Source organism: Ruegeria sp. BJ3 (genome assembly GCF_056535665.1).
This window is the reverse complement of the sequence record NZ_JBQFIT010000001.1, coordinates 1,201,653-1,225,684: the sequence shown is the minus strand read 5'-3', so window position 1 is coordinate 1,225,684 and position 24,032 is coordinate 1,201,653. Positions and strand designations below refer to the sequence as shown.

27 protein-coding genes are annotated in these 24,032 nt (G+C 60.9%); 10 read left to right on the top strand and 17 right to left on the bottom strand.

The window, feature by feature from the left end:
- Positions 1 to 2: 2 nt before the first annotated feature.
- Complete coding sequence (locus tag ACR3EL_RS06150) at positions 3 to 197, bottom strand: hypothetical protein (protein ID WP_170370681.1); 195 nt, start codon at positions 195 to 197, stop codon at positions 3 to 5.
- 237 nt (positions 198 to 434) lie between these two features.
- Between ACR3EL_RS06150 and ACR3EL_RS06145 the strand changes: the two genes are divergently transcribed.
- The gene (locus tag ACR3EL_RS06145; protein WP_170432047.1) at positions 435 to 1,673 is read left to right on the top strand and encodes a bifunctional alpha/beta hydrolase/OsmC family protein; all 1,239 of its coding nucleotides are present in this window, start codon (positions 435 to 437) and stop codon (positions 1,671 to 1,673) included.
- Between the two features lie 21 nt (positions 1,674 to 1,694).
- Here ACR3EL_RS06145 and ACR3EL_RS06140 read toward each other — a convergent pair whose 3' ends face one another.
- The 3 genes from ACR3EL_RS06140 to ACR3EL_RS06130 form a co-directional block, all read right to left on the bottom strand.
- On the bottom strand, positions 1,695 to 2,054 hold the full coding sequence (locus ACR3EL_RS06140) for a hypothetical protein (RefSeq protein WP_170338034.1): 360 nt from the start codon (positions 2,052 to 2,054) through the stop codon (positions 1,695 to 1,697).
- A gap of 10 nt (positions 2,055 to 2,064) precedes the next feature.
- Positions 2,065 to 2,619: a hypothetical protein gene (locus ACR3EL_RS06135; protein WP_254428878.1), complete on the bottom strand. Its 555-nt coding sequence runs from the start codon at positions 2,617 to 2,619 to the stop codon at positions 2,065 to 2,067.
- Positions 2,620 to 2,730: 111 nt separating this feature from the next.
- A complete protein-coding gene (locus tag ACR3EL_RS06130) occupies positions 2,731 to 3,063 on the bottom strand; it encodes a hypothetical protein (RefSeq protein WP_480720825.1) in 333 nt (110 codons plus the stop codon).
- Positions 3,064 to 3,150: 87 nt separating this feature from the next.
- Here ACR3EL_RS06130 and purB point away from each other — a divergent pair, with 87 nt between their 5' ends.
- From purB to ACR3EL_RS06105, 5 genes are all read left to right on the top strand, one after another.
- Positions 3,151 to 4,455 (top strand): adenylosuccinate lyase, encoded by a 1,305-nt coding sequence (purB, locus tag ACR3EL_RS06125; protein ID WP_170338031.1) that lies wholly within the window; start codon positions 3,151 to 3,153, stop codon positions 4,453 to 4,455.
- Positions 4,456 to 4,582: 127 nt separating this feature from the next.
- The gene (locus ACR3EL_RS06120; protein WP_141138470.1) at positions 4,583 to 4,735 is read left to right on the top strand and encodes an adenylosuccinate lyase; all 153 of its coding nucleotides are present in this window, start codon (positions 4,583 to 4,585) and stop codon (positions 4,733 to 4,735) included.
- Between the two features lie 101 nt (positions 4,736 to 4,836).
- Positions 4,837 to 5,376 (top strand): tetratricopeptide repeat protein, encoded by a 540-nt coding sequence (locus tag ACR3EL_RS06115; RefSeq protein WP_170338029.1) that lies wholly within the window; start codon positions 4,837 to 4,839, stop codon positions 5,374 to 5,376.
- Positions 5,377 to 5,442: 66 nt separating this feature from the next.
- On the top strand, positions 5,443 to 6,543 hold the full coding sequence (locus tag ACR3EL_RS06110) for a flagellar motor switch protein FliG (RefSeq protein ID WP_170338027.1): 1,101 nt from the start codon (positions 5,443 to 5,445) through the stop codon (positions 6,541 to 6,543).
- 118 nt (positions 6,544 to 6,661) lie between these two features.
- Positions 6,662 to 7,585 (top strand): lysophospholipid acyltransferase family protein, encoded by a 924-nt coding sequence (locus ACR3EL_RS06105; protein ID WP_170338026.1) that lies wholly within the window; start codon positions 6,662 to 6,664, stop codon positions 7,583 to 7,585.
- 8 nt (positions 7,586 to 7,593) lie between these two features.
- Here the strand turns inward: ACR3EL_RS06105 and ACR3EL_RS06100 are convergent, their stop codons facing one another.
- Positions 7,594 to 8,295 (bottom strand): DUF1223 domain-containing protein, encoded by a 702-nt coding sequence (locus ACR3EL_RS06100; RefSeq protein WP_170338024.1) that lies wholly within the window; start codon positions 8,293 to 8,295, stop codon positions 7,594 to 7,596.
- A 226-nt stretch (positions 8,296 to 8,521) separates the two neighbouring features.
- Here ACR3EL_RS06100 and acnA point away from each other — a divergent pair, with 226 nt between their 5' ends.
- Both acnA and ACR3EL_RS06090 read left to right on the top strand, forming a co-directional pair.
- On the top strand, positions 8,522 to 11,212 hold the full coding sequence (acnA, locus tag ACR3EL_RS06095) for an aconitate hydratase AcnA (RefSeq protein ID WP_170338022.1): 2,691 nt from the start codon (positions 8,522 to 8,524) through the stop codon (positions 11,210 to 11,212).
- A 110-nt stretch (positions 11,213 to 11,322) separates the two neighbouring features.
- Entirely contained in the window at positions 11,323 to 12,024 is a 702-nt protein-coding gene (locus ACR3EL_RS06090; protein WP_480720821.1) for an SDR family NAD(P)-dependent oxidoreductase, read from the top strand.
- 8 nt (positions 12,025 to 12,032) lie between these two features.
- Here ACR3EL_RS06090 and ACR3EL_RS06085 read toward each other — a convergent pair whose 3' ends face one another.
- The 10 genes from ACR3EL_RS06085 to yajC form a co-directional block, all read right to left on the bottom strand.
- Entirely contained in the window at positions 12,033 to 12,572 is a 540-nt protein-coding gene (locus tag ACR3EL_RS06085) for a DsbE family thiol:disulfide interchange protein (protein WP_093962437.1), read from the bottom strand.
- A complete protein-coding gene (ccmD, locus tag ACR3EL_RS06080) occupies positions 12,565 to 12,723 on the bottom strand; it encodes a heme exporter protein CcmD (RefSeq protein WP_005982370.1) in 159 nt (52 codons plus the stop codon). The genes ACR3EL_RS06085 and ccmD overlap by 8 nt, the downstream gene beginning before the upstream one ends.
- The gene (locus tag ACR3EL_RS06075) at positions 12,720 to 13,493 is read right to left on the bottom strand and encodes a heme ABC transporter permease (RefSeq protein ID WP_005982368.1); all 774 of its coding nucleotides are present in this window, start codon (positions 13,491 to 13,493) and stop codon (positions 12,720 to 12,722) included. The genes ccmD and ACR3EL_RS06075 overlap by 4 nt, the downstream gene beginning before the upstream one ends.
- 59 nt (positions 13,494 to 13,552) lie before the next feature.
- Positions 13,553 to 14,209, bottom strand: a complete 657-nt coding sequence (ccmB, locus tag ACR3EL_RS06070; RefSeq protein ID WP_093962439.1) for a heme exporter protein CcmB — start codon at positions 14,207 to 14,209, stop codon at positions 13,553 to 13,555.
- Positions 14,206 to 14,820 (bottom strand): heme ABC exporter ATP-binding protein CcmA, encoded by a 615-nt coding sequence (gene ccmA, locus ACR3EL_RS06065; RefSeq protein WP_480720818.1) that lies wholly within the window; start codon positions 14,818 to 14,820, stop codon positions 14,206 to 14,208. Before ccmA ends, ccmB begins: the two co-directional genes overlap by 4 nt.
- A 94-nt stretch (positions 14,821 to 14,914) precedes the next feature.
- Complete coding sequence (locus ACR3EL_RS06060; protein WP_170338015.1) at positions 14,915 to 15,268, bottom strand: Mth938-like domain-containing protein; 354 nt, start codon at positions 15,266 to 15,268, stop codon at positions 14,915 to 14,917.
- An 8-nt stretch (positions 15,269 to 15,276) separates the two neighbouring features.
- Positions 15,277 to 16,023: a TSUP family transporter gene (locus tag ACR3EL_RS06055; RefSeq protein ID WP_480720815.1), complete on the bottom strand. Its 747-nt coding sequence runs from the start codon at positions 16,021 to 16,023 to the stop codon at positions 15,277 to 15,279.
- Positions 16,016 to 16,984 carry a protein translocase subunit SecF gene (gene secF / locus ACR3EL_RS06050; protein WP_170338011.1) on the bottom strand — a complete coding sequence of 323 codons (969 nt, stop codon included), beginning with the start codon at positions 16,982 to 16,984 and terminating at the stop codon, positions 16,016 to 16,018. Before secF ends, ACR3EL_RS06055 begins: the two co-directional genes overlap by 8 nt.
- A gap of 1 nt (position 16,985) precedes the next feature.
- Entirely contained in the window at positions 16,986 to 18,647 is a 1,662-nt protein-coding gene (gene secD, locus ACR3EL_RS06045; RefSeq protein ID WP_170338009.1) for a protein translocase subunit SecD, read from the bottom strand.
- 33 nt (positions 18,648 to 18,680) lie between these two features.
- Positions 18,681 to 18,968, bottom strand: a complete 288-nt coding sequence (yajC, locus tag ACR3EL_RS06040; RefSeq protein WP_093962445.1) for a preprotein translocase subunit YajC — start codon at positions 18,966 to 18,968, stop codon at positions 18,681 to 18,683.
- 203 nt (positions 18,969 to 19,171) lie between these two features.
- On the opposite strand from yajC, the gene ACR3EL_RS06035 reads away from it, so the two are divergent.
- A complete protein-coding gene (locus ACR3EL_RS06035) occupies positions 19,172 to 20,833 on the top strand; it encodes a mechanosensitive ion channel family protein (protein ID WP_170338008.1) in 1,662 nt (553 codons plus the stop codon).
- Positions 20,834 to 20,918: 85 nt separating this feature from the next.
- On the top strand, positions 20,919 to 22,211 hold the full coding sequence (serS, locus tag ACR3EL_RS06030) for a serine--tRNA ligase (RefSeq protein ID WP_170338006.1): 1,293 nt from the start codon (positions 20,919 to 20,921) through the stop codon (positions 22,209 to 22,211).
- 57 nt (positions 22,212 to 22,268) lie between these two features.
- On the opposite strand, the gene ACR3EL_RS06025 is transcribed toward serS, so the two are convergent.
- Entirely contained in the window at positions 22,269 to 22,799 is a 531-nt protein-coding gene (locus ACR3EL_RS06025) for a helix-hairpin-helix domain-containing protein (protein WP_170338004.1), read from the bottom strand.
- A gap of 90 nt (positions 22,800 to 22,889) precedes the next feature.
- The gene (locus ACR3EL_RS06020) at positions 22,890 to 23,876 is read right to left on the bottom strand and encodes a fatty acid desaturase (protein WP_170338002.1); all 987 of its coding nucleotides are present in this window, start codon (positions 23,874 to 23,876) and stop codon (positions 22,890 to 22,892) included.
- Positions 23,877 to 24,032 lie beyond the last annotated feature (156 nt).

Below are 24,032 nucleotides of genomic sequence, written 5' to 3'. Positions count from 1 at the left end.
CCTCAATCCGCCCAGTGAGAGCGACGCACATTTCCGTGCCAATCCTCAAGCACCGGCTCTGCCGATGCGCCCGGCGAAAACGTGTCTTGGGGCCAGTGCAGTCCGGCGGCAAATCCGATGGCCGTGGCCAGAAAAACGGCAACCGCCTTACCGACCTGTGCAACTTCGAAATGCGCTGCGTCTGTCGAATGTGTCATCTCCGCGCTCCTTGATCTTTTGGTTTCGGTTAGGCCGAACATGGGAGCTTCTGACTCATTATTAAAACCAATTGTTGTTCGCCTAGAATTCACAAATTGTGATCAACGCGCTGACAAAGGGCGCCTCACGATCACCGCCTGCGCCCTCACCTTCCCGTGACGGTCCTGTCACAAGGGTTGAGACTGCACTGCCTTATTCACAGTATTGCGCTTAGCATCACAGCCTGAGGACCCTACATGCCCACAGAACGCGTCACATTTTCCGGTCACGATGGTGGCAAGCTGGCTGCTCGGCTGGATCTCCCCGATGGTCCGGTGCTGGCAACTGCGCTTTTTGCGCATTGCTTTACCTGCTCCAAGGACATTCCCGCGGCCCGGCGCATCAGCGCGCGGCTTGCAGCGATGGGATTTGCCGTTCTGCGGTTCGACTTCACCGGGCTGGGCCATTCCGAAGGCGAGTTCGCCAACACGACGTTCACTTCGAACGTTGAGGATCTGATCGCCGCTGCGCAGTTTCTTGCGGGTCGGAACATGGCGCCTGACCTGCTTGTCGGGCATTCTTTGGGCGGGGCCGCGGTCTTGCGGGCGCGGGCCGGTATACCCTCGGTAAAGGCGGTGGTCACGATCGGCGCCCCGGCCGATCCCGGCCATGTGGCTCATCACTTTGAAGACGCGCGGGGCCAGATCGAACAGGATGGCAGCGCCGAAGTTCTGCTGGGTGGGCGCCCCATCCGCATCGGCCGAGAGTTTGTGCGCGACATCTCTGAATCCGAACTGACGCCCTCGATTGCCGAGTTGAAGGCCGCGCTGCTGATCCTGCATGCGCCGCGTGACGAAACAGTCAGCATCGACAATGCCAGCACGATCTTTCTGGCCGCCAAGCACCCTAAAAGCTTTGTAACGCTGGACGACGCAGACCACCTGATCACCCGTCCGAAGGATGCAGAATACGCCGCCGACGTCATCGCCGCCTGGGTATCGCGCTATGTGCCGCTGTCGCCGCCCGCCCCGCCGCCGGGCGCGCCCGAAGGCGTTGTGCGCGTGACCGAAGTGGACCCGGGTGGTTTTCTTCAGGACATTCAATCAGGTCCAAGCCATCATGCCGTGGCGGATGAGCCGGCCTCTTACGGCGGGACTGATCGCGGCATGTCGCCTTATGGCTTTGTTTCTGCCGGGCTTGGGGCGTGCACTTCGATGACCATCCGCATGTATGCGCGACGCAAGCAATGGCCCCTGACCGGGATCAGCGTGGATGTCTGTCACAACAAGGTGCACGCGCAGGACGCGGGGTTGGCGGGGGATGGAAAGGTCGACCAGTTCCGCCGCAAGATCCGACTGGACGGACCGCTGGACAATGACCAGCGGACCAAGCTTCTTGAGATCGCCGACAAATGCCCGGTGCACCGCACGCTTGAAAATTCGGCGCATATCACCACCGAACTGCTGCCGCCGGAACCTGTTGCGGCTCCGGCGTAACCAACCCCGGTTCCGGACGACCTATCGCCGAGGCGCAGGCCTGTGGATCGGGGGCCGTGCCGCTGGTGGGCGGGCCACGGGCGGTCGAGGACGCGCCGGCGGCTTGGCGATCGGAGGTTTGGGCCGCGCAGGCGGTTTCGCAATTGGCGGCTTGGGTTTGGGCGGCGGTTTTCCACCCGGCGGTTTACCCGGCGGCGGTGGGCGGTCCACGTCAATGTCGACATTCACGTTGCGGTAATAGTCGTTCCACAGCATCGAGTCATAGAACGGGTCATATCCGTATCCTACACCGACCGTGACGCCTTCACAGCCCGAGAGGGTGAATCCCCCGGCCCCAAGCCCCAGAACGATGACGGATCGCTTCAAAAATGTTCCTGCCATTTTCACGCCCTCACTGCACTGACCGGAATGACGCGAAGATGGCATTCAGATCCTCGACATAGCCAGGATCTGCACCGTCGCGCAGGATGGTCACCACAACCGCAACACGGTTGCGCGGCAGGTCGATTACCGTCGCGGTGAAGTTGATCCCGCGCCCGTCACGGGTGCCGGTGCCGCGAATGACCCGGGCCGGCAAACCGCCGATGCGCATGTTCGCATCACTTGTCACCTCTGGGTTTTTCACCAGAAACTTGTCGACATCCTGCAAGTAACGGACCCCGTCCTCGATGCTGGCAACGCCGAACGGCGAAACGAACCCGATCCAGACCGAGTCATCTGTGACCGGGCGCGCAGCCATCACCCGGCTTACGGACCGGGTATCGCCCAGTTGTGTATCCTCAAGATCGCGTGGGCCGCCCGTGCGCAGCATCCAGAAATCCGGGACATCGAACTGAAACAGCGCACGCCCCCCTTCGGTGTAGGTGACCGGCGTATCGCTCAGCCCCGCACCCGCCATCCCGACCCAAAAAGCCGCGCCGATGGCAAAAAGGTTTTTCTTAAACAAGCTGATATCTCTATTTGTTGGTGTCATCGTCCCGAGGATGAGCGATGCAACCCGCGCTTGTCCAGTTTTTAAAGAGTATTGCTCAGGGGCCCGCCCGACCTGCGTTGCCGCCTAGTCTGCATACACGCCGACTGTCGCATCGCCGGCCTCTCCCACAAATCGGATCCGCGTACCGTCCGACTGAACATCGTAACAGGCCCAAAAGTCAGACGGTGGCCAGATCGAACAATATCGGTCATCCCGCACCGCCCAGCGCCCCGAGCTGGGTCGACCCGAGAAATACTGCGTGGCCATAGACGGCTCGAAGACCTGTGTGGCTCCGTTGTCATAGGCCAGCATCCGGCCTGACAGGGCGTCGAGAATCTGCGCGCCCGTCAGCGGTAGGAACGTGTCGGCCGCCAGAATTTCGGGCCAAACCAACAAAATCAGGGCAAACCGTCTCATCCCGCGTCTCCTGCCTTGTCCCAACGGTCCGGCGAGTCTATCACCCGCGCCAACACCCATTGCCAACCGAAAAAGGTGCCGCCGCCCATGATTCCCCGCTATTCCCGCCCCGAAATGGTTGCCGTCTGGTCGCCCGAGACCAAGTTCCGCATCTGGTACGAGATCGAGGCCCATGCCTGCGACGCGATGGCCGATCTGGGCGTCATCCCGCGCGAAAACGCCGAGGCCGTCTGGAAGGCCAAGGACGTGGAATTCGACGTGGCCCGCATCGACGAGATCGAGGCCGTCACCAAGCATGACGTCATCGCCTTTCTGACCCATCTGGCCGAGCATGTCGGCAGCGATGAGGCCCGCTTTGTCCACCAGGGCATGACCAGCTCGGACGTGCTGGATACCTGCTTCAACGTGCAACTGACCCGCGCCGCCGACATCCTGATCGCCGATCTCGAAGGCTTGCTGGCCGCGCTCAAGCGCCGCGCCTACGAGCACAAGGACACTGTCCGCATCGGCCGCAGCCACGGCATTCATGCCGAACCCACCACCATGGGCCTGACCTTCGCGCGCTTCTACGCCGAGATGGACCGCAACCTGTCGCGGATGCGCGACGCCCGCGCCGAGATCGCCACCGGCGCCATCAGCGGCGCGGTCGGCACCTTCGCCAATATCGACCCCCGCGTCGAAGAGCATGTCTGCGAAAAGCTGGGCCTGGTGCCCGAGCCGATCAGCACGCAGGTCATCCCGCGCGATCGCCACGCGGCCTTCTTTGCCACGCTGGGCGTGATCGCCAGCAGCATCGAGAACATCGCCATCGAAATCCGCCACATGCAGCGCACCGAGGTTCTGGAGGCCGAGGAGTTCTTTTCCAAAGGCCAGAAGGGCTCGTCGGCGATGCCGCACAAACGTAACCCGGTGCTGACCGAAAACCTGACCGGCCTGGCCCGGCTGGTGCGCATGACCGTGATCCCGGCGATGGAGAACGTGGCCCTGTGGCACGAGCGCGACATCAGCCACAGCTCGGTCGAGCGCAACATCGGCCCCGACGCCACCGTGACCCTGGATTTCGCCCTGTCGCGCCTGACCGGGGTGATCGACAAGCTGGTGGTCTATCCGGACAACATGCTGGCCAACATGAACAAGTTCCGCGGTCTGGTCATGAGCCAGCGCGTGCTGCTGGCCCTGACCCAGGCCGGCGTCAGCCGCGAAGACGCCTATCGCCTGGTGCAGCGCAACGCGATGAAGGTCTGGGAAGAAGGCAAGGACTTCAAAACCGAACTGCTGGCCGACCCGGACGTGACCGCGGCGCTGAGCAAGGAAGAGATCGAAGAAAAATTCGACCTTGGTTATCACACCAAACATGTCGACACGATCTTCGAGCGGGTGTTCGGCGAGTAACCCTCGACGCAGGAACGGCTTTTTTCGGGGCCCGGGTCGCACAGCGCGATCCGGGCCCCTGTCTTTTGCGGAAACATCGGAAATCGGCTATGCTGGGTGGGCAATTTCCGTTCAAGGAGAGCCCACCATGATCCGCACGACCCTCTGCGCACTGGCCCTTGCCCTGTCCGCCTCGTCCGCTTTCGCATGCCAAGGCCACAGCAAGCAATCGCAATCCTGTGCGCCCGGTACGACTTGGGATTCGGCCTCGGAAAGCTGCGTGAAAAACGCCAGCAGCTGATTTCTTGTCCTACTTGTGAATAAAAGCGAGCCATTGGCTGTTAGCTTTTTTGAAGAACGCACTATGCTTCTTGCGAGCAGCCCTTGGAACGGAGTAGGACAATGCGCCTTTTGATGGCCACGGCACTAGCCCTGCAGACCTTTGCCTTTGCCCCCGCGGTCAGTGCCGCCGGCGGTGACAGCAGCCCCCCAAAACCGACGAATACCACCAAGAAATGCCTGTTCGGCCGCGTCTATGACGAAGCAGCCGGCCGGTGCGTCAAACCGAACAAGACCAATTTCAGCGAAGAGCAATTGTATCAGGCCGTGCGCGAGCTTGCTTATGACGGCCAGTTCGAAAATGCGCAGAACGTGTTGCGGGTCATGGATCAAGACGATGATCGCGTTTTGACGTATTGGGGCTTCACCTACCGCAAAATGGGCGAAGCCGAGCTGGCCAACACCTATTACCAACGCGCAATCAAAACCAATCCTGACAACATTCTGGCCCGCAGCTACATGGGTCAGGGATATGTCACCGAAGGGAAAACCGAACTGGCCATCGCGCAATGGCGCGAGATCAAGGCACGCGGAGGCGAAGGCACCTGGGCCGAAGCGTCTCTGCGCGAGGCGATCCGCACGGGGCTGACTTACAGCTACTAGGTTCAGTCTTTCTTTACTCGACTCTCGCTAGTCTGCCTGCGGAACAAAAATTGACACCGCAGGCAGATGCAAGATTCACATGCTTTGGTACAGACCGCGCCGGGCAATTCTGCTCCGGCCGAGAAACAGACGGATGACGCCCCTCGCGTCATACCTCGCCAACTCACGCCCGGTCAGAAGGCCGCCATCATCGTACGCCTGCTGTTGAACGAGGGGGCCGATCTTCCGTTGGAGGAGTTGCCCGACGAACTGCAGGAACGGCTGACCCTCCAACTGGGCCGGATGGGGCTGGTTGACCGTGTAACCCTCGCTGCGGTCGCGCAAGAATTCGCAGATGCGCTGGACAGCGTCGGACTTGCCTTCCCGCACGGCTTGGCTGGGGCGCTTGACGCAGTAAATGGCAAGATTGCCCCGGCGACCGCCGCCCGGCTGCGCAAGGTCGCGGGTGTGCGCCAGGTCGGCGATCCATGGCTGCGCCTGCGTGACACCCCTGCCGAAGACCTTGCGCGTATGGCTCAGGCCGAAAGCACCGAAGTTGCAGCCGTCATGCTATCCAAGCTGGATACGGCGAAGGCAGCACAGTTGTTGGCGCAATTGCCCGGGCCGGTGGCCAGACGGATAACCTATGCCGTATCAAAAACCGCCAACGTGACGCCCGAGGCGGTGGAGCGGATCGGCTGGTCCCTGGCCGCGCAACTCGATCAACGCCCAGTTCCGGCCTTCACCGATTCACCCGACACGCGCGTCGGGGCGATCTTGAACCAATCCCCCCCATCCACGCGTGACGGACTGCTGGACGCGCTCGATGAGGAGGATACTGAGTTCGCCAGCGCTGTTCGAAAGTCCATCTTCACCTTTGCGCACATCGCCACGCGTATAGCTGCACGGGATGTGCCTGCCATCCTGCGCGAAGTCGATCAGCCGGTTTTGATAACTGCTCTGGCTGGCGCAAGAACCGAGGATGACAAGGCCTCGGTCGACTATCTGCTGTCCAACATATCCGCACGGATGGCCGACAACCTGCGCGAGGAAATTGCTGAACGCGGCAAGGTCAAGCAGGCCGAAGCAGAGGAGGCCATGACCCAGATTGTCGGTGCGATCCGCACACTCGTGGACGCAGGCACAATCACCTTGGTCGAAGCGGACGCCGATGGCAACGAGGACTAAGGGCTGCCCGCCGCTGGCTCGGATGCCGTAGAACCAGGGCTCGGGACAATGCTTGTGGTTGTTGCGCGCCGGCTGTATGTCTGAATCCGCAATTCACAACACCCGGTGAGATCCCCCGATGCCCGTCGAAAAGTCGGAACTGAGCCGCTTTGAGCTTGGTCAATACTATGTCGCCAACCTGTTCCTGAAAGGCATGATCGGCGCAATGCGCCTTTTGCCCTATGAACGGCGCATTGCGACGATGGGGGCGATCGTGCGCGGGTTGGCCCCGGCGGTTGGGTTCACCAAACGTGTGCGAAGCAACCTGAAACTGACCTGCCCTGACCTGCCTGAAGCCGAAGTCAAACGCATTTGCCGTGCGGTGCCCGACAACGCAGGCCGCGCGATTATGGAACACTTCTCGCCCGAGGATTTCACTGAACGGCAGAAGAACGCAAAAGTATCAGGTTCAGGAATCGCCGCCTTTGAACAAGCGGTGGCCGAAGGTCGGCCGGTGATGATGATCACCGCACATTTCGGCCACTACCTTGCTGCGCGGATCGCTTTGCAGGCGCGCAGCGGCAAGCCGATTGGCTGCCTGTACCGCCGCATGGCCAATCCGTATTTCAACGAGATGTATGTCGACGCCTTCCACAAAACCGGCGAGCCGATGTTCGAACAAGGTCGGCGCGGCATGGTGGAAATGGTTCGGTCCCTCAAAAAGGGCGGCATCATCGCCATCGTATCGGACCTGCACGCCCATGGCGGTGAAGAATTGACGTTTTTTGGCAAACCCGCAGTCACGTCGGTATTGAACGCGGAATTGGCAATGAAATACGATGCCGTTCTCATTCCTTGCTATGCGGTGCGCCAAGCCAACGGTATCGATTTCGAGATCGTTTTGCATGATCCGGTGCCGCATACGGACCCCAAGACCATGACCCAGTTCATCAACGATGACCTGGAAGGCATGGTGCGGAAACACATGGGCCAATGGTTCTGGATTCACCGACGGTGGAAAGCCTGGAATGGGCTGGGTGTGCAGCCTCAGGACATGCCCTGAGCCGCCCTCTACTTCACCCTTGTTGAGGCGATGATCGGGCCATTGCCGGTGCCCTGAATCAGAACCACCGCAGGCAGGTCCGAAGACAGTTCGATCTGAAAATCCTGTTCAGCCGACCCGCTCCATCCGCCCGCATTGTGCCATTCCTCAACGACATTCGCGTAGTCCAGATCGTGTCCGGCCAATTCACCCCGTCGAATCGATGCGTGGCGCAACGGCGTGTATTGTACGACCACCACGTCATAGTTTTCCGCGGCGGCGAGATCGACCGGGGCAACGCGGACCGTAACCGTGTTCCCGGACCTCTGCGCCGAAACCGACGCGGTGGGCGCAGCGGTCAAATGCGCGTCGATCAAACGGTTCAAGTCACGGGATTTGGCGCCAACGACATCCTGCTGTCCGTTGATCACCATCTGAGGGGTATAGATCATCGAACGGCCGCCGCGCCGCGCATACGCTCGTTGACGGTCCGTATGCGCCGGATCGGCATACTCGTCCTTCCAACCGATGTAGTCCCAATAGTCCACGTGCAGCGCCAAGCCGATCACGTCGTCGCGCATGGCGAGATCGTGCATGATCGCATCTGCCGGCGGACAGGACGAACACCCCTGCGAGGTAAACAATTCGACTACTACCGGGCCGTCCGCCCAGGCCGAAGACGCCGACAGGAACACGGACGCAAGAAATGTGGTCAGGGCTGATCTTTTCATTTCACTCTCGGTTTGAGGAGCCTGCAAGCACCGGTGTACTCCGCCACCGGATCAAGCGCCAATCAAGGTTTCTTGAGACAGGTTTCGGCGGCAATCCGCAAAAATGTGTGCAATGGTATACAAAAATTGCCGCACCCGCCCTGTTGGACCTTGAACCGCAGGCCTTGGTGATGCAGATACCGCTCAGCGAATCCCAATTCCACGTCATTTGAGAGGGAGGCCACAGATGCCCATCAAAGTCGGACAGGATACCGCCAAGACACGCCGCAGCCTGAGCGTGAATGGCAAGTCCATCTCGTATTACTCGATCCCCGCCGCGCAAGAGGCCGGCCTGGGCGATTTCTCCAAGCTTCCCGCCGCGCTGAAAGTGGTGCTGGAAAACATGCTGCGGTTCGAGGACGGCGGTTTTTCGGTCTCGGTCGATGACATCAAGGCCTTTGCCGAATGGGGTGCCAACAACGGGAAGAACCCGCGCGAGATCGCTTATCGCCCTGCCCGCGTGCTGATGCAGGACTTCACGGGCGTTCCGGCCGTTGTCGACCTGGCCGCGATGCGCGACGGCATCAAGGCGCTGGGGGGCGATCCGCAGAAGATCAATCCGCTGAACCCCGTCGATCTGGTCATCGACCACTCGGTCATGATCGATGAATTTGGCAACCCGCGCGCCTTCCAGATGAACGTGGACCGCGAATACGAGCGCAACATGGAGCGCTACCAGTTCCTGAAATGGGGCCAGAGCGCGTTCAACAACTTCCGCGTGGTACCGCCGGGCACCGGCATCTGCCACCAGGTGAACCTGGAATACCTGGCCCAGACCGTCTGGACCGACACCGACCAGAACGGCGAAGAAGTCGCATATCCCGACACGCTGGTCGGCACCGACAGCCACACCACCATGGTCAACGGCATGGCCGTTCTGGGCTGGGGCGTTGGCGGGATCGAGGCCGAGGCCGCGATGCTGGGTCAGCCGATCTCGATGCTGATCCCCGAAGTGATCGGGTTCGAATTGACCGGCGAGATGGTCGAAGGCACCACCGGCACCGACCTGGTTCTGAAGGTCGTGGAGATGCTGCGCGCCAAGGGCGTGGTGGGCAAGTTCGTTGAATTCTACGGCGAAGGCCTGGACCGTCTGCCGCTGGCCGACCGTGCAACCATCGCCAACATGGCGCCCGAATACGGCGCGACCTGCGGCTTTTTCCCGATCGACAACGAAACCCTGCGCTACCTGCGCAACACTGGCCGTGACGAGGACCGCATCGCGCTGGTCGAAGCCTACGCCAAGGAAAACGGTTTCTGGCGCGACGAGAACTATGCCCCGGTCTACACCGACACCCTGACGCTGGACATGAGCACCATCGTTCCGGCGATCTCGGGTCCCAAGCGTCCGCAGGACTATGTGCCCCTGACCAACGCCAAGGCTGCCTTCCGCCAGGAAATGGAAAACACTTTCAAGCGCCCGATGGGCAAGGAAGTGCCGGTCAAAGGCGAAGACTACACCATGGAATCGGGCAAGGTCGTGATCGCTTCGATCACGTCGTGCACCAACACCTCGAACCCCTATGTGATGATCGGTGCGGGCCTTGTCGCACGCAAGGCGGCGGCTTTGGGCCTGAACCGCCAACCGTGGGTCAAAACCTCTCTGGCCCCGGGATCGCAGGTCGTATCCGCATATCTTGAGGCCGCTGGCCTGCAGGAAGATCTGGACAAGATCGGCTTCAACCTCGTTGGTTATGGCTGCACCACCTGCATCGGCAACTCGGGCCCGATCCAGAAAGAGATCTCGGAAGCCATCGCCGAGGGCGACCTTGTGGCGACCTCGGTCCTGTCGGGCAACCGCAACTTCGAAGGCCGGATCTCGCCCGACGTGCGCGCCAACTACCTGGCTTCGCCGCCGCTGGTGGTTGTCTATGCGCTGGCCGGCACGCTGGACATCGACCTGACCTCGGAACCGATCGGTCAGGACAAGGACGGCAACGACGTCTACATGAAAGACATCTGGCCGACCCAGAAAGAGATCGCCGAACTGGTCGAGGCAACCGTAACCCGCGAGGCATTCCAGTCGAAATACGCTGATGTCTTCAAGGGCGACGAGAAATGGCAATCGGTCGAAACCACCGATGCCGAGACCTATGACTGGCCGCCGACGTCGACCTATATCCAGAACCCGCCCTACTTCCAGGGTATGGGGGCACAGCCGGGCACCATCTCGAACATCGAAGGCGCCAAGGTTCTTGCCATTCTGGGCGACATGGTCACCACCGACCACATCTCGCCGGCTGGTTCGTTTGCAACCACCAGCCCCGCGGGCAAATACCTGCTGGAGCGCCAGGTGCAACCGCGCGAGTTCAACTCGTACGGGTCGCGCCGTGGCAACCACGAGGTCATGATGCGCGGCACCTTCGCCAACATCCGCATCAAGAACGAGATGCTGGACGGCGTCGAGGGTGGTTACACCAAAGGCCCCGATGGTCAGCAGACCTCGATCTATGACGCATCGATGGCCTATCAGGCTGAAGGCACTCCGCTGGTCGTGATCGGTGGCGAGCAGTATGGCGCCGGTTCCTCGCGGGACTGGGCGGCCAAGGGCACCGCGCTGCTGGGTGTCAAGGCCGTGATCGCAGAAAGCTTCGAGCGTATCCACCGCTCGAACCTGGTGGGCATGGGCGTCATCCCGTTCGAGTTCACCGCCGGCGACAACCGCAAGACGCTGGGCTTGAAAGGCGACGAGACCTTCTCGATCCACGGTCTGGACACGATCCAGCCGCTGCAAGAGTTGCCATGCACCATCACCTACGCAGACGGGACCGAGAAGACCATCACGCTCAAGTGCCGCATCGATACCGCACCCGAGATCGAATACATCGAAAACGGCGGCGTGCTGCACTATGTGCTGCGGAACCTGGCCAAGGCCAGCTAAGCCGGCACAAAGCCAAGAACGCAAGGGCGCCCCGAACGGGCGCCCTTTTTCGTTTCAGGTCTGGCCACTATCGCGTTGTGTTCCGTGCAGATAAGCGGTCTGCTGGGGACATGGAAAAAGTTGCCTTGATAACTGGTGGTGCTCGCGGAATTGGCCGGGCCATCGCGGTTGATCTGGCCGTGGATCATCGCGTCGCCCTGACGTGGCACAGGACCGAACCGCAGCCCTTGCCCGATGACCGACCGGCCCTGACCCTGCAACGCGATCTCACGCAAGAAGGTCAGCCCGAAGACGTGGTGCGCCGCGTCATCGACAGGTTCGGGCGGCTGGATGTGATCATCAACAATGCCGGGCTGGTTCAGGCCACGCCGAAGGACAGCTTCAGCCGAAAGGACCACAGGGCTATTCTTGATCTCAACCTGCTGGTTCCGGCCGCGCTTCTGGCTGCCGCGTTGCCTCACCTTCGGCGGGGAGCGTCGATCGTCAGTATCTCGTCAGTCAATGCCCAGCTTCCCCCGCGCGACGCCGCGACCTATGGGGCCAGCAAGGCTGCGCTGAACCTTTGGACCCGCGCCATGGCGAAAGAATTGGGTCCGGACGGCATTCGCGTCAACGCGGTGGCGCCCGGAGCGATCAATATCCCCGAAGCCCCCAGACCCGACGATCTGACCGACTTGTTCGTTCAGAACACCGCGCTGGGGCGTGTTGGCACCCCCGAAGACATCGCGCGCGCAGTTCGCTTCCTCGCATCCGAAGACGCGTCCTTCATCACCGGAGAGGTGCTGACCGTCTCTGGCGGGTATCGCCTTTAGCCTCGGCGTTACTGCGCGGCGGCTTTTTCCAATGCGGGTCGGATAGTACTCTCGATCACGCGCTGGGTGATCGGGCCGGCAAACCGCAGGATGATCGTGCCGTCACCGTCGATCACGTAGGTCTCGGGCACGCCGTAGACGCCCCAGTCCAACCCCATGCGGCCATTTTCATCGCGCCCGATGGCGGCATAGGGATCGCCCAGCTCAGCCAGGAACGCATCGGCATTCGCCAGTTTGTCCTTGTAGTTGATGCCGTAGACCGGAATACCTTCCTGCGCCAGTTGCTCAAGGTTCGGATGCTCGGCCCGGCAGGGAGCACACCAGCTGGCCCAATAATTCACCAGCTTGACTTGGCCGTCGCGCAGGGTTGCGTCGTCGAACCCCTGCTTGCCCGGAAACTCGGTCAGGACAACGGGCGGCGCGGGCTGGCCTTCGCGGGCCGAGGGCAGCGCGTTGGGGTCTTCGCGGAACATGCCGATGGCAGCCAGCACTGCAAAGGCTCCGAAAATCAGTGGTGGAGCAATCATCAACGGCGAGATCTTAGCCATTGCGCGACATCCTCTGTTCGATCTTTTCCATCTCGGCCCGGACCTTGCGACCACGCAGGATGCTGAAAACCACCAGTGCCACCAGCAAAACGATCGAGGCCGCGTAGGAGGACAGAACCGTTTCGGCGTATTTTCCCAGATCAGGCATCATCCGTTAACCCTTTCCCGTGCCAGCAGCGCCTTGATGCGCCGCGCGCGGATTTCGGTGCCGGTCCGGTACAGGACCAGCGCGATGAACAGCAGCACGAAGCCGATGATGCAGGTCAGCAGCGGGTAGAAGAACACGTTGCTGACCTTCTCGGTGGTGTCCGTGCCGGTGATCGCACCTGCACGCATCACCGATGCGCCCTGATGCAGGCCTTGGTTCCAGAAATTCACCGCATAGCGGCTGAGAATGGCAAAGACCGAGCCCACGATGCACAGGACCGAGGTCAGGTCCGCCGCCGTGTCGGGGTCTTCGATCGCCTCCCACAGGGCGATGTAGCCCAGATAGAACAGGAACAGGATCAGGAACGAGGTCAGGCGCGGATCCCAGGCCCACCAGGTGCCCCACATGGGCTGCCCCCAGATGGCGCCGGTGGCCAGCGCGATCAGGGTCATCACGATGCCGATCGGCGCTGCGGCGCGTGCGGCAAGGGCACTGACATGGTGCCTGCGCACCAGCCAGACCAGCGAGGTGACCAGCATCATCAGCCAGCAATTGATGGCCATCAGCGCCGATGGCACATGCAGGTAGATGATCTTGACGGTAGACCCCTGCTTGTAGTCATCCGGCGTGAAGAAGAACCCCCACACCAGCCCGACGACCAGAAACAGGGCCGAGCTGATCCAGAAGAACGGCAGGACCCGCTCGCTGGTGGCGAGGAACTTGCGCGGGTTGGCGTATTCCCACAGGGCGTTGGCTTTGGCTGCTATCGACATGGGCCTTATCTAGTCCGAGTCGGGGGCGTTCTCAATTGACATCGGTCAACGTGCCCCAATCATCTGAGGTTGATGCGCAGCACCGCCGCGCTGGCAAAAGGCAGAAGGGCGACCGTGGCGGCGGTGATCCCGGCCAGCATCAGCAGCGGGGTCTGGACCTCCATCCCGGTGGCACCACGGCGCGCGACCTCGGCCCCGAAGATCAGCGTGGGCACATATAGCGGCAGCACCAGCAGCGACAGCAGCAGGCCGCCGCGCTTGAGCCCCACGGTCAGGGCTGCGCCAAAGGTGCCGATCACGCTGAGCGCGGGCGTGCCGATCAGCAGCGAGACGACCAGCCAGCCAAAACCGGGGCCGGGCAGGTTCAGCAGCACACCCAGCACCGGCGCGGCCAGCACCAGCGGCAGGCCGGTGGTGATCCAATGCGCCAGCGCCTTGATCGTGACCACCGATTCCAGCGGCAGCGGCGCGGTGGCCAGCAGATCGAGCGACCCATCCTCCCAATCCAGTGCCAGCAGGCGATCCAGCGACAGCAGGCAGGCCAGCAATGCGCCCAGCCACAGCACCCCCGGCGCGATGGTCGCCAACAGCGAGGATTGCGGACCCACCGAAAACGGCACCAGAACGGTGACGATCAGGAAGAAGGCCAGCCCGAGGCCGAACCCTCCGCCCGCGCGGAAGGACAGTTTCAGGTCACGCAACAGCAGGGCGATCACAGGAAGCCTCCGTCGAAGTCATCCAGCGCCTTCGGGCGCGCCTTGTTGGGGCCGACATCCAGGACCTCACCATCGAGACCCAGGTCGATATGAGTGGCAATCAGGGCCGAGCCGCCCTGCCCCAGATGCGCCCGCACCGCATCGGCGAACATTGCCACGGCAGTCTTGTCAAGTGACACGGTGGGTTCGTCCAGCATCCAGATCGGGCGGCCGGTCACCAGCATCCGCGCAAGGCCCAGCCGGCGTTTCTGACCCGCCGACAGGTTGCCTGCGTGACGATCGGCCAGTTCGCTCAGGGCAAAGGCCTCCAGCGCGGGCTGGATGTCGCGCGTGCCAAAGACCGAGGCCCAGAAGGTCAGGTTCTCGGTTACGGTCAGGGTGGGTTTCAGCCCGTCGGAATGGGCGGCATAGGCGATCCGGTCCTCGGCCCCCTCGATCCGGCCCGAGAGCGGCGGTTGCAGCCCGGCCAGCGTGCGCAGAAGGGTGGTCTTGCCGATCCCGTTCGGGCCGCGCAGGATCAGCGCCTTGCCCGGGGGCAGCGCGAAACTGAGGCCTTCGAGCACGGGCACACCCCCTCGGGCGATGGCAAGGTCGGTCACGGTCAGTGTCATGAGACCCGCTTATCCGATTGGTTGCGGGGGAAAAAGGACGGATTTGCCGCAGGGCCTTTTGGCGGGGTGGGATGTTAGGGGTCAGATGAAGCGGTCAGACCGGCAACAGGGCCAGAGCGATACGGCGCCCCTCGGACAAAAGCACGTTGTAGGTGCGGCAGGCGGCGGGCGAGTTCATGATCTCGACCCCGATGCCGGCCTCTTCGAGGGTCGACCGCAAATCAGATGGTATGTGAGAAAGATCAGCGCCGGTGCCGATGAACAGAACGTCAACCTGATTGGCCAGCCCTAGAAGGCTCTCGCTGTCCGCAAAACCGCCCCAAGGTCCGGTCCCTCCGGGGCCTGTCAGAACACTGCCTTCGTGAACCTCGCCGCCTATCCGAAAAAATCCCGGCCCATAGCCATCAATCGGAACTGCGTTGGTATATGTGATCTCGTTCAGACGCATGTGATCTTCTATCCCCAAAGCGGCAAGCCCGACAAGGCCGCAGCAGCGATGACTGCATACGCGATCACGCGGTAGACCCGTTCCCTGGCAGGCTGAAACATCCAGCCGCCCAGCCAATTTCCTGCCAGATTCGGAACGGCAAGCGCCAGCCCCAACCCAACCGTTGACCAGGTCAATTGCCCGAACGCAGCGAGATATCCGAAGATCAGAAAATCAAAGGCCAGAAGGAACATCAGGATCGTGGCCCGAACAACTGCCACAGGCAACGGGCGAGACATGTAGAACAGGATTACCGCCGGACCCGGGATGCCTGCAACGCCCCCCAAAAAGCCGGCCGCAGCGCCGATGGCAGTTACCATGTTGCGCCGGACTTCGCCGTTGTACCGCAGCCCCGAAATCAGCACGACCAGCATGAACAGGGTCACGAGGCTGACGGCGTAGCGAAAAACCTCAGGCTGGACTCGGGTCAATATCGACAGTCCGACCGGCAGCAAAAGTGCACACCCGACGACAAGTCGCACGAGATCGCGTTTGTCGACATCAACCCAGGCGCGGCGCAGATTGGGAAGTGGCCCGAAGACATCCATGCAGGTCAACGCGATCAAAGCCCCGAACGGACCAAGATAAGGCGTCGACAGCGGCAGAAAGATCAGCGCGGTGCCGAACCCGGAAAACCCTCGAACGATTCCACCCGCGAGGGCTGCAAAAATGATGACGGCCAATCCCGTTGGGGATTGGCCGAACACATCAGGCATCAATATTGGCAAACTGGTTGCCGGCCGTGTTCGATGGCTTGGACCAATCGCGTTTGACCCCCAGCCACAGCAGGATGGTCGAGGCCACGAAAACCGACGAATAGGTCCCTACGATCACGCCCCAGATCATCGCGAAGACGAACCCGCGGATCACGTCGCCGCCGAGCACATACAGCGAGACAAGTGCCAGCAACGTGGTGACCGACGTCATGACGGTTCGGCTGAGCGTTTCGTTGATCGAGATGTTCAGAACTTCTTTCAGGTCCTTCTTCTTGTATTTTCGCAGGTTCTCGCGCACCCGGTCGAACACGACCACAGTATCGTTCAGCGAGTAACCGACGATTGTCAGAAGCGCGGCGATAATCGCGAGGTCGAACCGGATCTGCAGCTCGGAAAAAATACCGATCGTCAGCAACACGTCATGCACCAGCGCGGCGACCGCTCCCAGCGCAAACTGCCATTCGAACCGCAGCCAGATGTAGACCAGCACCGCTCCGATCGCCAGAACCACAGCAATCACAGCTGTTTGGATCAGCTCGCCCGAGACTTTCGGGCCCACGGATTCCACCGAAACGAACTGGATATCTGGGATTACCGCCTGCAAGGCGCCTTCGACTGCCGCGATGGTGTCGGCCGTGACAGACTCGGCACCGTCCTGCGCTTGAATGCGGATCATGGCCACGTTCTCATCAGGCCCGAACGTCGGGTCGAAGATCTCGGTGATGGTGACATCCCCGAGGCCCAGCGGCGCAATGGCGTCGCGATAAACTCCGACGTCCAGTTCCTGCGTGCTCTGCGTCCGGATCGTGGTACCGCCCCGGAAGTCGATCCCGAAGTTCAAACCCTGCAGCATGAACGAGGCGAATGCGATAACCATCATCAGGCCCGAGATGCCCAGCCACAGCTGCCAGCGGCTGAAAAAATCGAACGAGGTGTTTTCGGGTACGAGTTTCAGTCTCATGTCAAACCTCGATCGTTTTCGGGCGGCGCCGTTCGAACCACATGATGATCATCAGCCGCGTCACGAAGATCGCGGTGAAGACCGACGTCAGAATGCCCAGGCCAAGAGTGATGGCAAAGCCGCGAACCGGGCCGCTGCCGATGGCGAACAAAATGACGGCAGTGATGAAGGTCGTGATGTTGGCATCCAGGATGGCCGACAGGGCCTTTTCATAGCCCAGATCGATTGCCCGAGCGGGGCCTTTGGCCGATTTCAGCTCTTCGCGGATACGTTCGAAGATCAGCACATTGGCATCCACCGCCATACCGACCGTCAAGACGATCCCGGCAATGCCTGGCAAGGTCAATGTCGCGCCAATCAATGACAACAGCCCAAAGATCAGCCCGACGTTAATCAGCAAAGCGATGTTGGCGAAGACGCCAAAAAGACCATAGCTGAGCGCCATGAAGATCAAGACTGCTGCAAAAGCGACGGTGGTCGCGACCTTACCCGCGTCGATGCTGTCTTGGCCCAGTTCGGGGCCGATCGTACGTTCTTCGAGGAACTCAAGACCCGCCGGCAGCGCGCCGGCACGCAGCAGAACAGCGAGGTTCGTGCTTTCTTCGACGGTGAAGTTGCCGGTGATGATGCCGGAACCGCCAGGGATATGGCTTTGGATCACCGGAGCCGAGATCACCTCGTCATCCAGCACGATTGCAAAAGGGGCACCGATATTGTCACGGGTGTAATCGCCGAATTTGCGGGCGCCGGATGTGTTGAACCGGAAGCTGACCGCCGGGCGTCCGTTCTGATCGAAGGAAGGCTGCGCGTCGACCAATTCCTCGCCCGTCACGACGGGTGCGGATTCGATGGTGTAGTACACGCCGTTTTCGTCGATCGACGGCACGACCTCTTCACCGACGCCGGGCACGACGTCCGGATCGGTGCCGCGGGCCACGACCGGATTGAAGGTCAGTTGCGCCGTGGTACCGATGATGTCCTTCAACTCGCTGGCACTGCCGATCCCGGGCACCTGAATCAGGATCCGGTCGGTGCCTTGACGCTGGATGGTCGGCTCACGAGTGCCAACCTCGTCGATCCGGCGGCGCACGATTTCCAGAGCCTGACGCACCGTGCGATCATCCGAGGCCAGTTTTTCCGCCTCGGACAGCTTTACGATCAGGGTGTCGCCGTCGGCGCTGACTTCGATATCCGTGGCACCGACGCCGGTCAGCGTCTGCACCTGACGGGCCAGCCCGCGCACCGCTTCCAGAGCGCTTGGCATCCCGTCCGGCTGGCTGATGCGAACGCGAATCTCATCCGGGGCCGAGGGTTGACGGCGGATGGTTCCGACCGTCGCCCGTTCGTCCCGCAGGGCATCACGAACTTCGGGCCACATGGCCTCCATCCGTGTCTCGTAGACATCGCCAACCTGAACTTCGGCCAACAGATGCGCCCCACCGCGCAGATCAAGCCCCAGGTTGACCAATGACGACGGCAACCAGTCGGGCCATTGTTCTGCTTGCGCCTGCATCTCGGGCGTGTCGATGCCCAGTTCGATGGCGGCCTTGGCGTCGTTCGATTGTTCGACCCGCGTGTAAAACGCGTTCGGCAGGGCCATCAGCAGGCCAACCACGCAGACCAGCCAGATCAGGACCCGTTTCCAGGTATCAATTTGCAGCATTACCCTGCCTTTTCAGGAAGTTGCGACGCGAAATTACTTCGCCGGTTCGGTCTTGTTCAGCACCTGAGCGATGGTCGACTTGACCACACGAACCCGGACACCGTCCGCGATCTCGACCTCGATCTCGTTTTCGCCTTCCTTGACCTTCGACACTTTGCCGATGAGGCCACCCTGAGTGACGACCTGATCGCCGCGGCGCACTGCCTCGACCATGGCCTGATGTTCCTTCATCTTCTTCTGCTGCGGACGGATCAGCAGAAAGTACATGATCGCGAAGATCAGGATGAGCGGGAGAAACTGGGCGATTGCGCCACCTTCCATGGGACATTCCTTTTTTCTTGAGGTCGCGGAGTGAGCACCGCGAATTTGCCGGGAAACTATGCTTTGAAATCAACCTTTGCAAGCGATGCCCGACTTGGCATGCCGTGCGACAGTGTCACGATCCCCGAAGATGATGAATTACACCGCAGATATCCACTAGGATGGTACGGGGCTTTGGGTATAGTCAAAGTCAGGGAGGACCCATGCGGAGTTTCGTCAAGGCCCCATTTCCATTGGGTGTTTTGCTGTCCATGCTGTTTGCGGCTTGGGCCTTTTCGGTGCCTGTCATGGCACAGGATGCCCCGCAGGACGTACCCGAAGCCGACAGCGCCGCCGCCGAGACCTTCATGGCTCCGGTCATCGTTGACGGCGACACCTTGTTTCACATTCGAGGCTCCAGCGCCCTGCCCGCTCCGGAAAGGGCCGAAAACATTCAGGACGCGATCATCAAGGTCGCCGAATCCTCGGATGCCACGGATGTCGACATCACCTATCAGGACACCGAGATAGGCACCCGCATTCTGGCGGACGGGCAGATGGTCACCATCGTCACCGAGGCCGATGCCGAGCTGGAGCAGATGGAACTGAGCGTCCTGACGGTCTTGCATGGCGACGCCATCAGGGACGCGATCATGGCTTACCGGGCAAACCGCACGGACGAGGCGCGTGTGTCGGGTGCGATCGAAGCGGCGGCGTGGACGTTGGGGTTCATCGTCTTCGTCCTGGTGATCCTGTGGCTGCACAGGCGCGTTCGGCGACGCACGCTGATCTTTGTCCGGCGATACTTGAGGGACGTTGAGGAAGCTACCGCCAAGAGCGTACAGGCCGAGGCGATTGCCGCACTGATCCGATACGGGCTGAATTTTGGCCTGCTGATCATCTTCTTTCTGGGTTTCTATTACTATCTGTCGTTCGTCCTGCTGGCATTTGCCGAGTCGCGGTACTTTGCGCAGCTGCTGCTGACCTACCTGACCGAACCGGTTCTGCTGATTTTCCGGGGTATTCTCAGCTATATCCCGAACATGATCATGCTGGCGTTGATCGCTTGGGTGACGATGTACATCATCAAGGGCATGCGGGTGTTCTTCGACGCGGTCGAGGCCGGCACTTTCGACATGGGCGATTTCGAGAAACATTGGGTCAATCCCACGTTCAACATCGCGCGTGTCGTGGTGATCCTGATCGCCCTTGTCTTTGCGGTTCCGTACATCCCGGGCTCGGACTCGGCGGCCTTTCAGGGGCTGACCATCCTGGTTGGTGCAATGCTCTCGCTGGGCGCGAACTCGGTTGTCAGCAACATGCTGGCTGGACTGTTCGTAATCTATCGCCGGTCGACGTCGATCGGTGACCGCATCCAGATCGGTGACCACATCGGTGATGTCGTGCAGATCAAACTTATGGAAACCCACCTGAAGTCCATCAAGAACGAGCTGATCTCGATTCCCAACGCCCAATTGATGAACTCGGACGTGGTCAATTTTTCCAAGCAGACCGACGGCAAGGGCCTGCTTTTGCACACGACGGTCGGGATCGGCTATGAAGAGCCCCCCGAAAAGGTCGAAGCCATGCTGATCGAGGCAGCCCGCCGTACCGATGGCCTTCGCGCCCGCCCCGAGCCATTTGTCCTGTGGACCGCGCTGGCCGATTACGCGATCAACTACCAGATCAACGCCTACACGACCCGTGGCAACTCGATCCCGCGGATCAAGTCCGACCTCCACCGCAACATCGTCGAGGTGTTCAACGAGAACGGTGTTCAGATCATGACGCCGTCCTACGTTGCCGACCCGCCCGCGCTGAAGATCCCGAACCATCCCTGGGACGGTCGACTGGCACATGAAGCGGTTGAAGACACCGACAACTAGGCCGATTTTCCAACCCGGTGCTACACCCTGCCGGTCAGATGGTGCATAAGCGGGCCTAGTGATTCACTTGCCAAGGATCTGACCTATGCACGACATCCGCGCAATTCGCGAAAACCCAGCAGCTTTCGACGCCGCGCTCGCGCGCCGGGGGGAAGCTCCGGTATCGTCAGACCTGCTGCGCCTGGATGAAAGCCGTCGGGCCAAGATCCTGGCAGCCGAAACGGCGCAGGCTGAACAGAACAAGGCCAGCAAGGAAGTCGGCGCAGCCAAGGCGCGCGGCGACGAAGCCGAGTTCCAGCGTCTTCGGGCACTTGTGGCCGAGAAAAAGGCCGAAATCGCCCGTATGCAGACCGAGGCCAAGGATATCGACGCCCTTCTGACTGACCAGTTGGTTCGCATCCCGAACTTGCCGGCCGAGGACGTACCCGACGGCAAAGACGAGAATGACAATGTCGAAGTCAAACGCTGGGGCACGCCGCGGGACTATGACTTTGAACCGAAGGAACACTTCGAGATCGCCTCGGTACAGAACGGCATGGATTTCGAGACTGCCGCCAAGCTGGCAGGATCTCGTTTCGTGCTGCTGTCGGGCGGTGTGGCGCGCATTCATCGGGCGCTCGCGCAGTTCATGCTGGATACGCACACCAACGAGAACGGTCTGACCGAAGTGAATGGTCCGGTTCTGGTGCTCTCCGAGATGATGCAGGGCACCGGCCAGCTGCCGAAGTTCGGCGAGGACAGCTACCAAACCCGCGAGGGGTGGTGGCTGATCCCGACCTCCGAGGTGTCGCTGACCAACATCGTCAACAGTTGCGTCATCGAGGAAAGCTATCTGCCGCGCCGCTACACGGCACATTCGCTGTGCTTCCGCTCCGAGGCGGGCTCGGCCGGCAAGGACACGCGCGGCATGCTGCGCCAGCACCAGTTCGAAAAGGTCGAGATGGTCTCGGTCACGCATCCCGACAAATCGGACGACGAACAGCAGCGCATGCTGCGCTGTGCCGAAGGCATCCTGGAAAAGCTGGGCATTCCCTACCGTACCGTCGTCTTGTGCACCGGCGACATGGGGTTTGGCGCGCGGCGGACTTTCGACATCGAGGCTTGGCTGCCCGGCCAGAACACCTATCGCGAGATCAGCTCGGTTTCGACCTGCGGAGATTTCCAGGCCCGTCGCATGAATGCGCGCTTCCGGCCTGAGGGCGGTGGCAAACCTGAATTCGTGCACACGCTGAACGGATCGGGCCTGGCGGTGGGGCGCTGCTTGATCGCGGTTCTGGAAAACGGCCAGAACGCCGATGGCACCGTGACCTTGCCCGAGGTTCTTTCGCCGTATCTTGGCGGCAAGCTGACCCTGCAGGCTGACGGCACGCTGGCGTAACTTTTAGCGGTCACGCCAGCCGCGACCGCATTGCTTCGGATCAAGGCAAAGAAGTGACTACTTCTTTGCCTTTTTCTTGGCCTTCTTGTCCTTTTTGTCTTTGTTGGACTCACCGCCGGCCTTCTCTTTTTCCTTCTTGGATTTCTTGTCTTTTTTCGACTTGGCCTTGGATTTTATCTTTTCCTTCGCCTTCGAGATCGCCGCTTCCATCTCTTTCTTTTTCTTCGCTGCCTTTTCGGCCTTGGCTTTGGCCTTGGCCTTCTTCCGGGCCTTGGCCTCTGCTTCGGCTTTCTCGGCTGCCACCTTGGCTTCTGCGTCGGCCTTGCGCGCAGCAGCTGAGGTCCGAGGTTGCGCCGCCTTCCGCGCAGGGGCCTTCTGCGAGCGGGTTTTGGCGACGGGCGCAGCGCCGGAGGTGGCCTGTTTGGCGGCGGCGATCAATCCGGGCGCCCGGCGCGCTCCGATACCGGGAACGGCGACCAGCGCAGCCGGCTTGGCCTTGGCCAGTTCCTCGGCCGTCTTGATGCCATTGTCGTTGAGAGCGCGGCCAAGTGCTTCTCCGATGCCGCGAACCTTGGTCACCGCTGTCATTCCAAAACTCCTAAACGATCCAACTCAAAAACTACGTCCGACAGGCAGCAAGGCAAGGCTTTGCTCTGCACAACCTTCGGAAAACCACCTTTAACTGCCCCGGGCCAGCTCACCGGTTTCACCTTGCCGCGGAAAGGGAACGAGCCGCTTGGCATCTTCATCCCACAGTTTCAGGTTCAGCGCGGCCACCGCCTCGGGAAACTTGATCCGGCGGGGTGTGTATTCAGGTGGCAGGTTGTAGTGACAGGCGCGCAGGCGGTAGGACGGGATGCGGGCATTGAAATGGTGGATGTCATGCAGCGTGATGCAGGCGACCGCATTGTCGAACCACCATCCGAAATCCAGTGCTGACGAGCCCTGAAGCGCAGCCAGTTGCGGGTCCAGATCCGGGCGGCGATCCCAGTAGGTGTCCTCGAAATTGTGCTGAAGATACACTAGAAACACACCCAGCATTCCACCGAGAAACGAGAAGGCCAGCCAGACGAGTATGCCCGTCATGCCAGCAATCCAATACAACAGCCCGAGGAAAACCACGATGGACAAGTTGTGCAGCACGACCCCACGGACGCCGAACCGCACCGTGTTTTTGGGCCAGCGATAGCGGATGAAATAGGTGAACAGGGCCCCGACCGGCACCAGGATGAAGGGATTGCGGTAAAGCCTGTAGAACAGACGGGTTTTCCAATCCGCTTCATTCCATTCCCGCAAGGTCATCGTGTTGATTTCCCCGGTCTCCCGATGCTCGAGATTGCCGATGCCCGCGTGATGCAGATTGTGGTTCTGTTTCATCACTTCGAACGGAGCGAAGGTGAACGGCGACAGCACGTGGCCAGCCCATTCATTCTGCCGTCGGGTTTCGAACAATGAATGATGACCGCAATCATGCTGAAGAACATAGAGACGCACTGCCGAAAAGGCGAACACGATCCCAGCCGGGATCATGATGAACCACTGATCCTCATAGACGATCGCCAGCGTCAGCGATGCGAAATACACCACGAACGTCCCGAAATAGCTGAGCGCGGCCAGCCGATTGTCCTGCACCGCGTACTGTCTCGTATATTCTCTCAGGTCCATCCAGCCCGCTCCCCACGATGGTCCGGTTCAATAGTCCTTGCGAAATTTTGCACGTCACTGGCACGCGCAAATCGCGCGCGAAATGAATGCACGCATGCGAATGCTAGCGCGATGCTTGAGGGCTGTCACGCCCCAAGCCCGAAAATGCTGAAAATT

Coding starts and splice junctions, on each gene's coding strand:
- ACR3EL_RS06150 (WP_170370681.1), bottom strand. CDS start 197: ATGACACATTCGACAGACGCAGCGCATTTCGAAGTTGCACAGGTCGGT.
- ACR3EL_RS06145 (WP_170432047.1), top strand. CDS start 435: ATGCCCACAGAACGCGTCACATTTTCCGGTCACGATGGTGGCAAGCTG.
- ACR3EL_RS06140 (WP_170338034.1), bottom strand. CDS start 2,054: ATGGCAGGAACATTTTTGAAGCGATCCGTCATCGTTCTGGGGCTTGGG.
- ACR3EL_RS06130 (WP_480720825.1), bottom strand. CDS start 3,063: ATGAGACGGTTTGCCCTGATTTTGTTGGTTTGGCCCGAAATTCTGGCG.
- purB (WP_170338031.1), top strand. CDS start 3,151: ATGATTCCCCGCTATTCCCGCCCCGAAATGGTTGCCGTCTGGTCGCCC.
- ACR3EL_RS06120 (WP_141138470.1), top strand. CDS start 4,583: ATGATCCGCACGACCCTCTGCGCACTGGCCCTTGCCCTGTCCGCCTCG.
- ACR3EL_RS06115 (WP_170338029.1), top strand. CDS start 4,837: ATGCGCCTTTTGATGGCCACGGCACTAGCCCTGCAGACCTTTGCCTTT.
- ACR3EL_RS06110 (WP_170338027.1), top strand. CDS start 5,443: ATGCAAGATTCACATGCTTTGGTACAGACCGCGCCGGGCAATTCTGCT.
- ACR3EL_RS06105 (WP_170338026.1), top strand. CDS start 6,662: ATGCCCGTCGAAAAGTCGGAACTGAGCCGCTTTGAGCTTGGTCAATAC.
- ACR3EL_RS06100 (WP_170338024.1), bottom strand. CDS start 8,295: ATGAAAAGATCAGCCCTGACCACATTTCTTGCGTCCGTGTTCCTGTCG.
- acnA (WP_170338022.1), top strand. CDS start 8,522: ATGCCCATCAAAGTCGGACAGGATACCGCCAAGACACGCCGCAGCCTG.
- ACR3EL_RS06090 (WP_480720821.1), top strand. CDS start 11,323: ATGGAAAAAGTTGCCTTGATAACTGGTGGTGCTCGCGGAATTGGCCGG.
- ACR3EL_RS06085 (WP_093962437.1), bottom strand. CDS start 12,572: ATGGCTAAGATCTCGCCGTTGATGATTGCTCCACCACTGATTTTCGGA.
- ccmD (WP_005982370.1), bottom strand. CDS start 12,723: ATGATGCCTGATCTGGGAAAATACGCCGAAACGGTTCTGTCCTCCTAC.
- ACR3EL_RS06075 (WP_005982368.1), bottom strand. CDS start 13,493: ATGTCGATAGCAGCCAAAGCCAACGCCCTGTGGGAATACGCCAACCCG.
- ccmA (WP_480720818.1), bottom strand. CDS start 14,820: ATGACACTGACCGTGACCGACCTTGCCATCGCCCGAGGGGGTGTGCCC.
- ACR3EL_RS06060 (WP_170338015.1), bottom strand. CDS start 15,268: ATGCGTCTGAACGAGATCACATATACCAACGCAGTTCCGATTGATGGC.
- ACR3EL_RS06055 (WP_480720815.1), bottom strand. CDS start 16,023: ATGCCTGATGTGTTCGGCCAATCCCCAACGGGATTGGCCGTCATCATT.
- secF (WP_170338011.1), bottom strand. CDS start 16,984: ATGAGACTGAAACTCGTACCCGAAAACACCTCGTTCGATTTTTTCAGC.
- secD (WP_170338009.1), bottom strand. CDS start 18,647: ATGCTGCAAATTGATACCTGGAAACGGGTCCTGATCTGGCTGGTCTGC.
- yajC (WP_093962445.1), bottom strand. CDS start 18,968: ATGGAAGGTGGCGCAATCGCCCAGTTTCTCCCGCTCATCCTGATCTTC.
- ACR3EL_RS06035 (WP_170338008.1), top strand. CDS start 19,172: ATGCGGAGTTTCGTCAAGGCCCCATTTCCATTGGGTGTTTTGCTGTCC.
- serS (WP_170338006.1), top strand. CDS start 20,919: ATGCACGACATCCGCGCAATTCGCGAAAACCCAGCAGCTTTCGACGCC.
- ACR3EL_RS06025 (WP_170338004.1), bottom strand. CDS start 22,799: ATGACAGCGGTGACCAAGGTTCGCGGCATCGGAGAAGCACTTGGCCGC.
- ACR3EL_RS06020 (WP_170338002.1), bottom strand. CDS start 23,876: ATGGACCTGAGAGAATATACGAGACAGTACGCGGTGCAGGACAATCGG.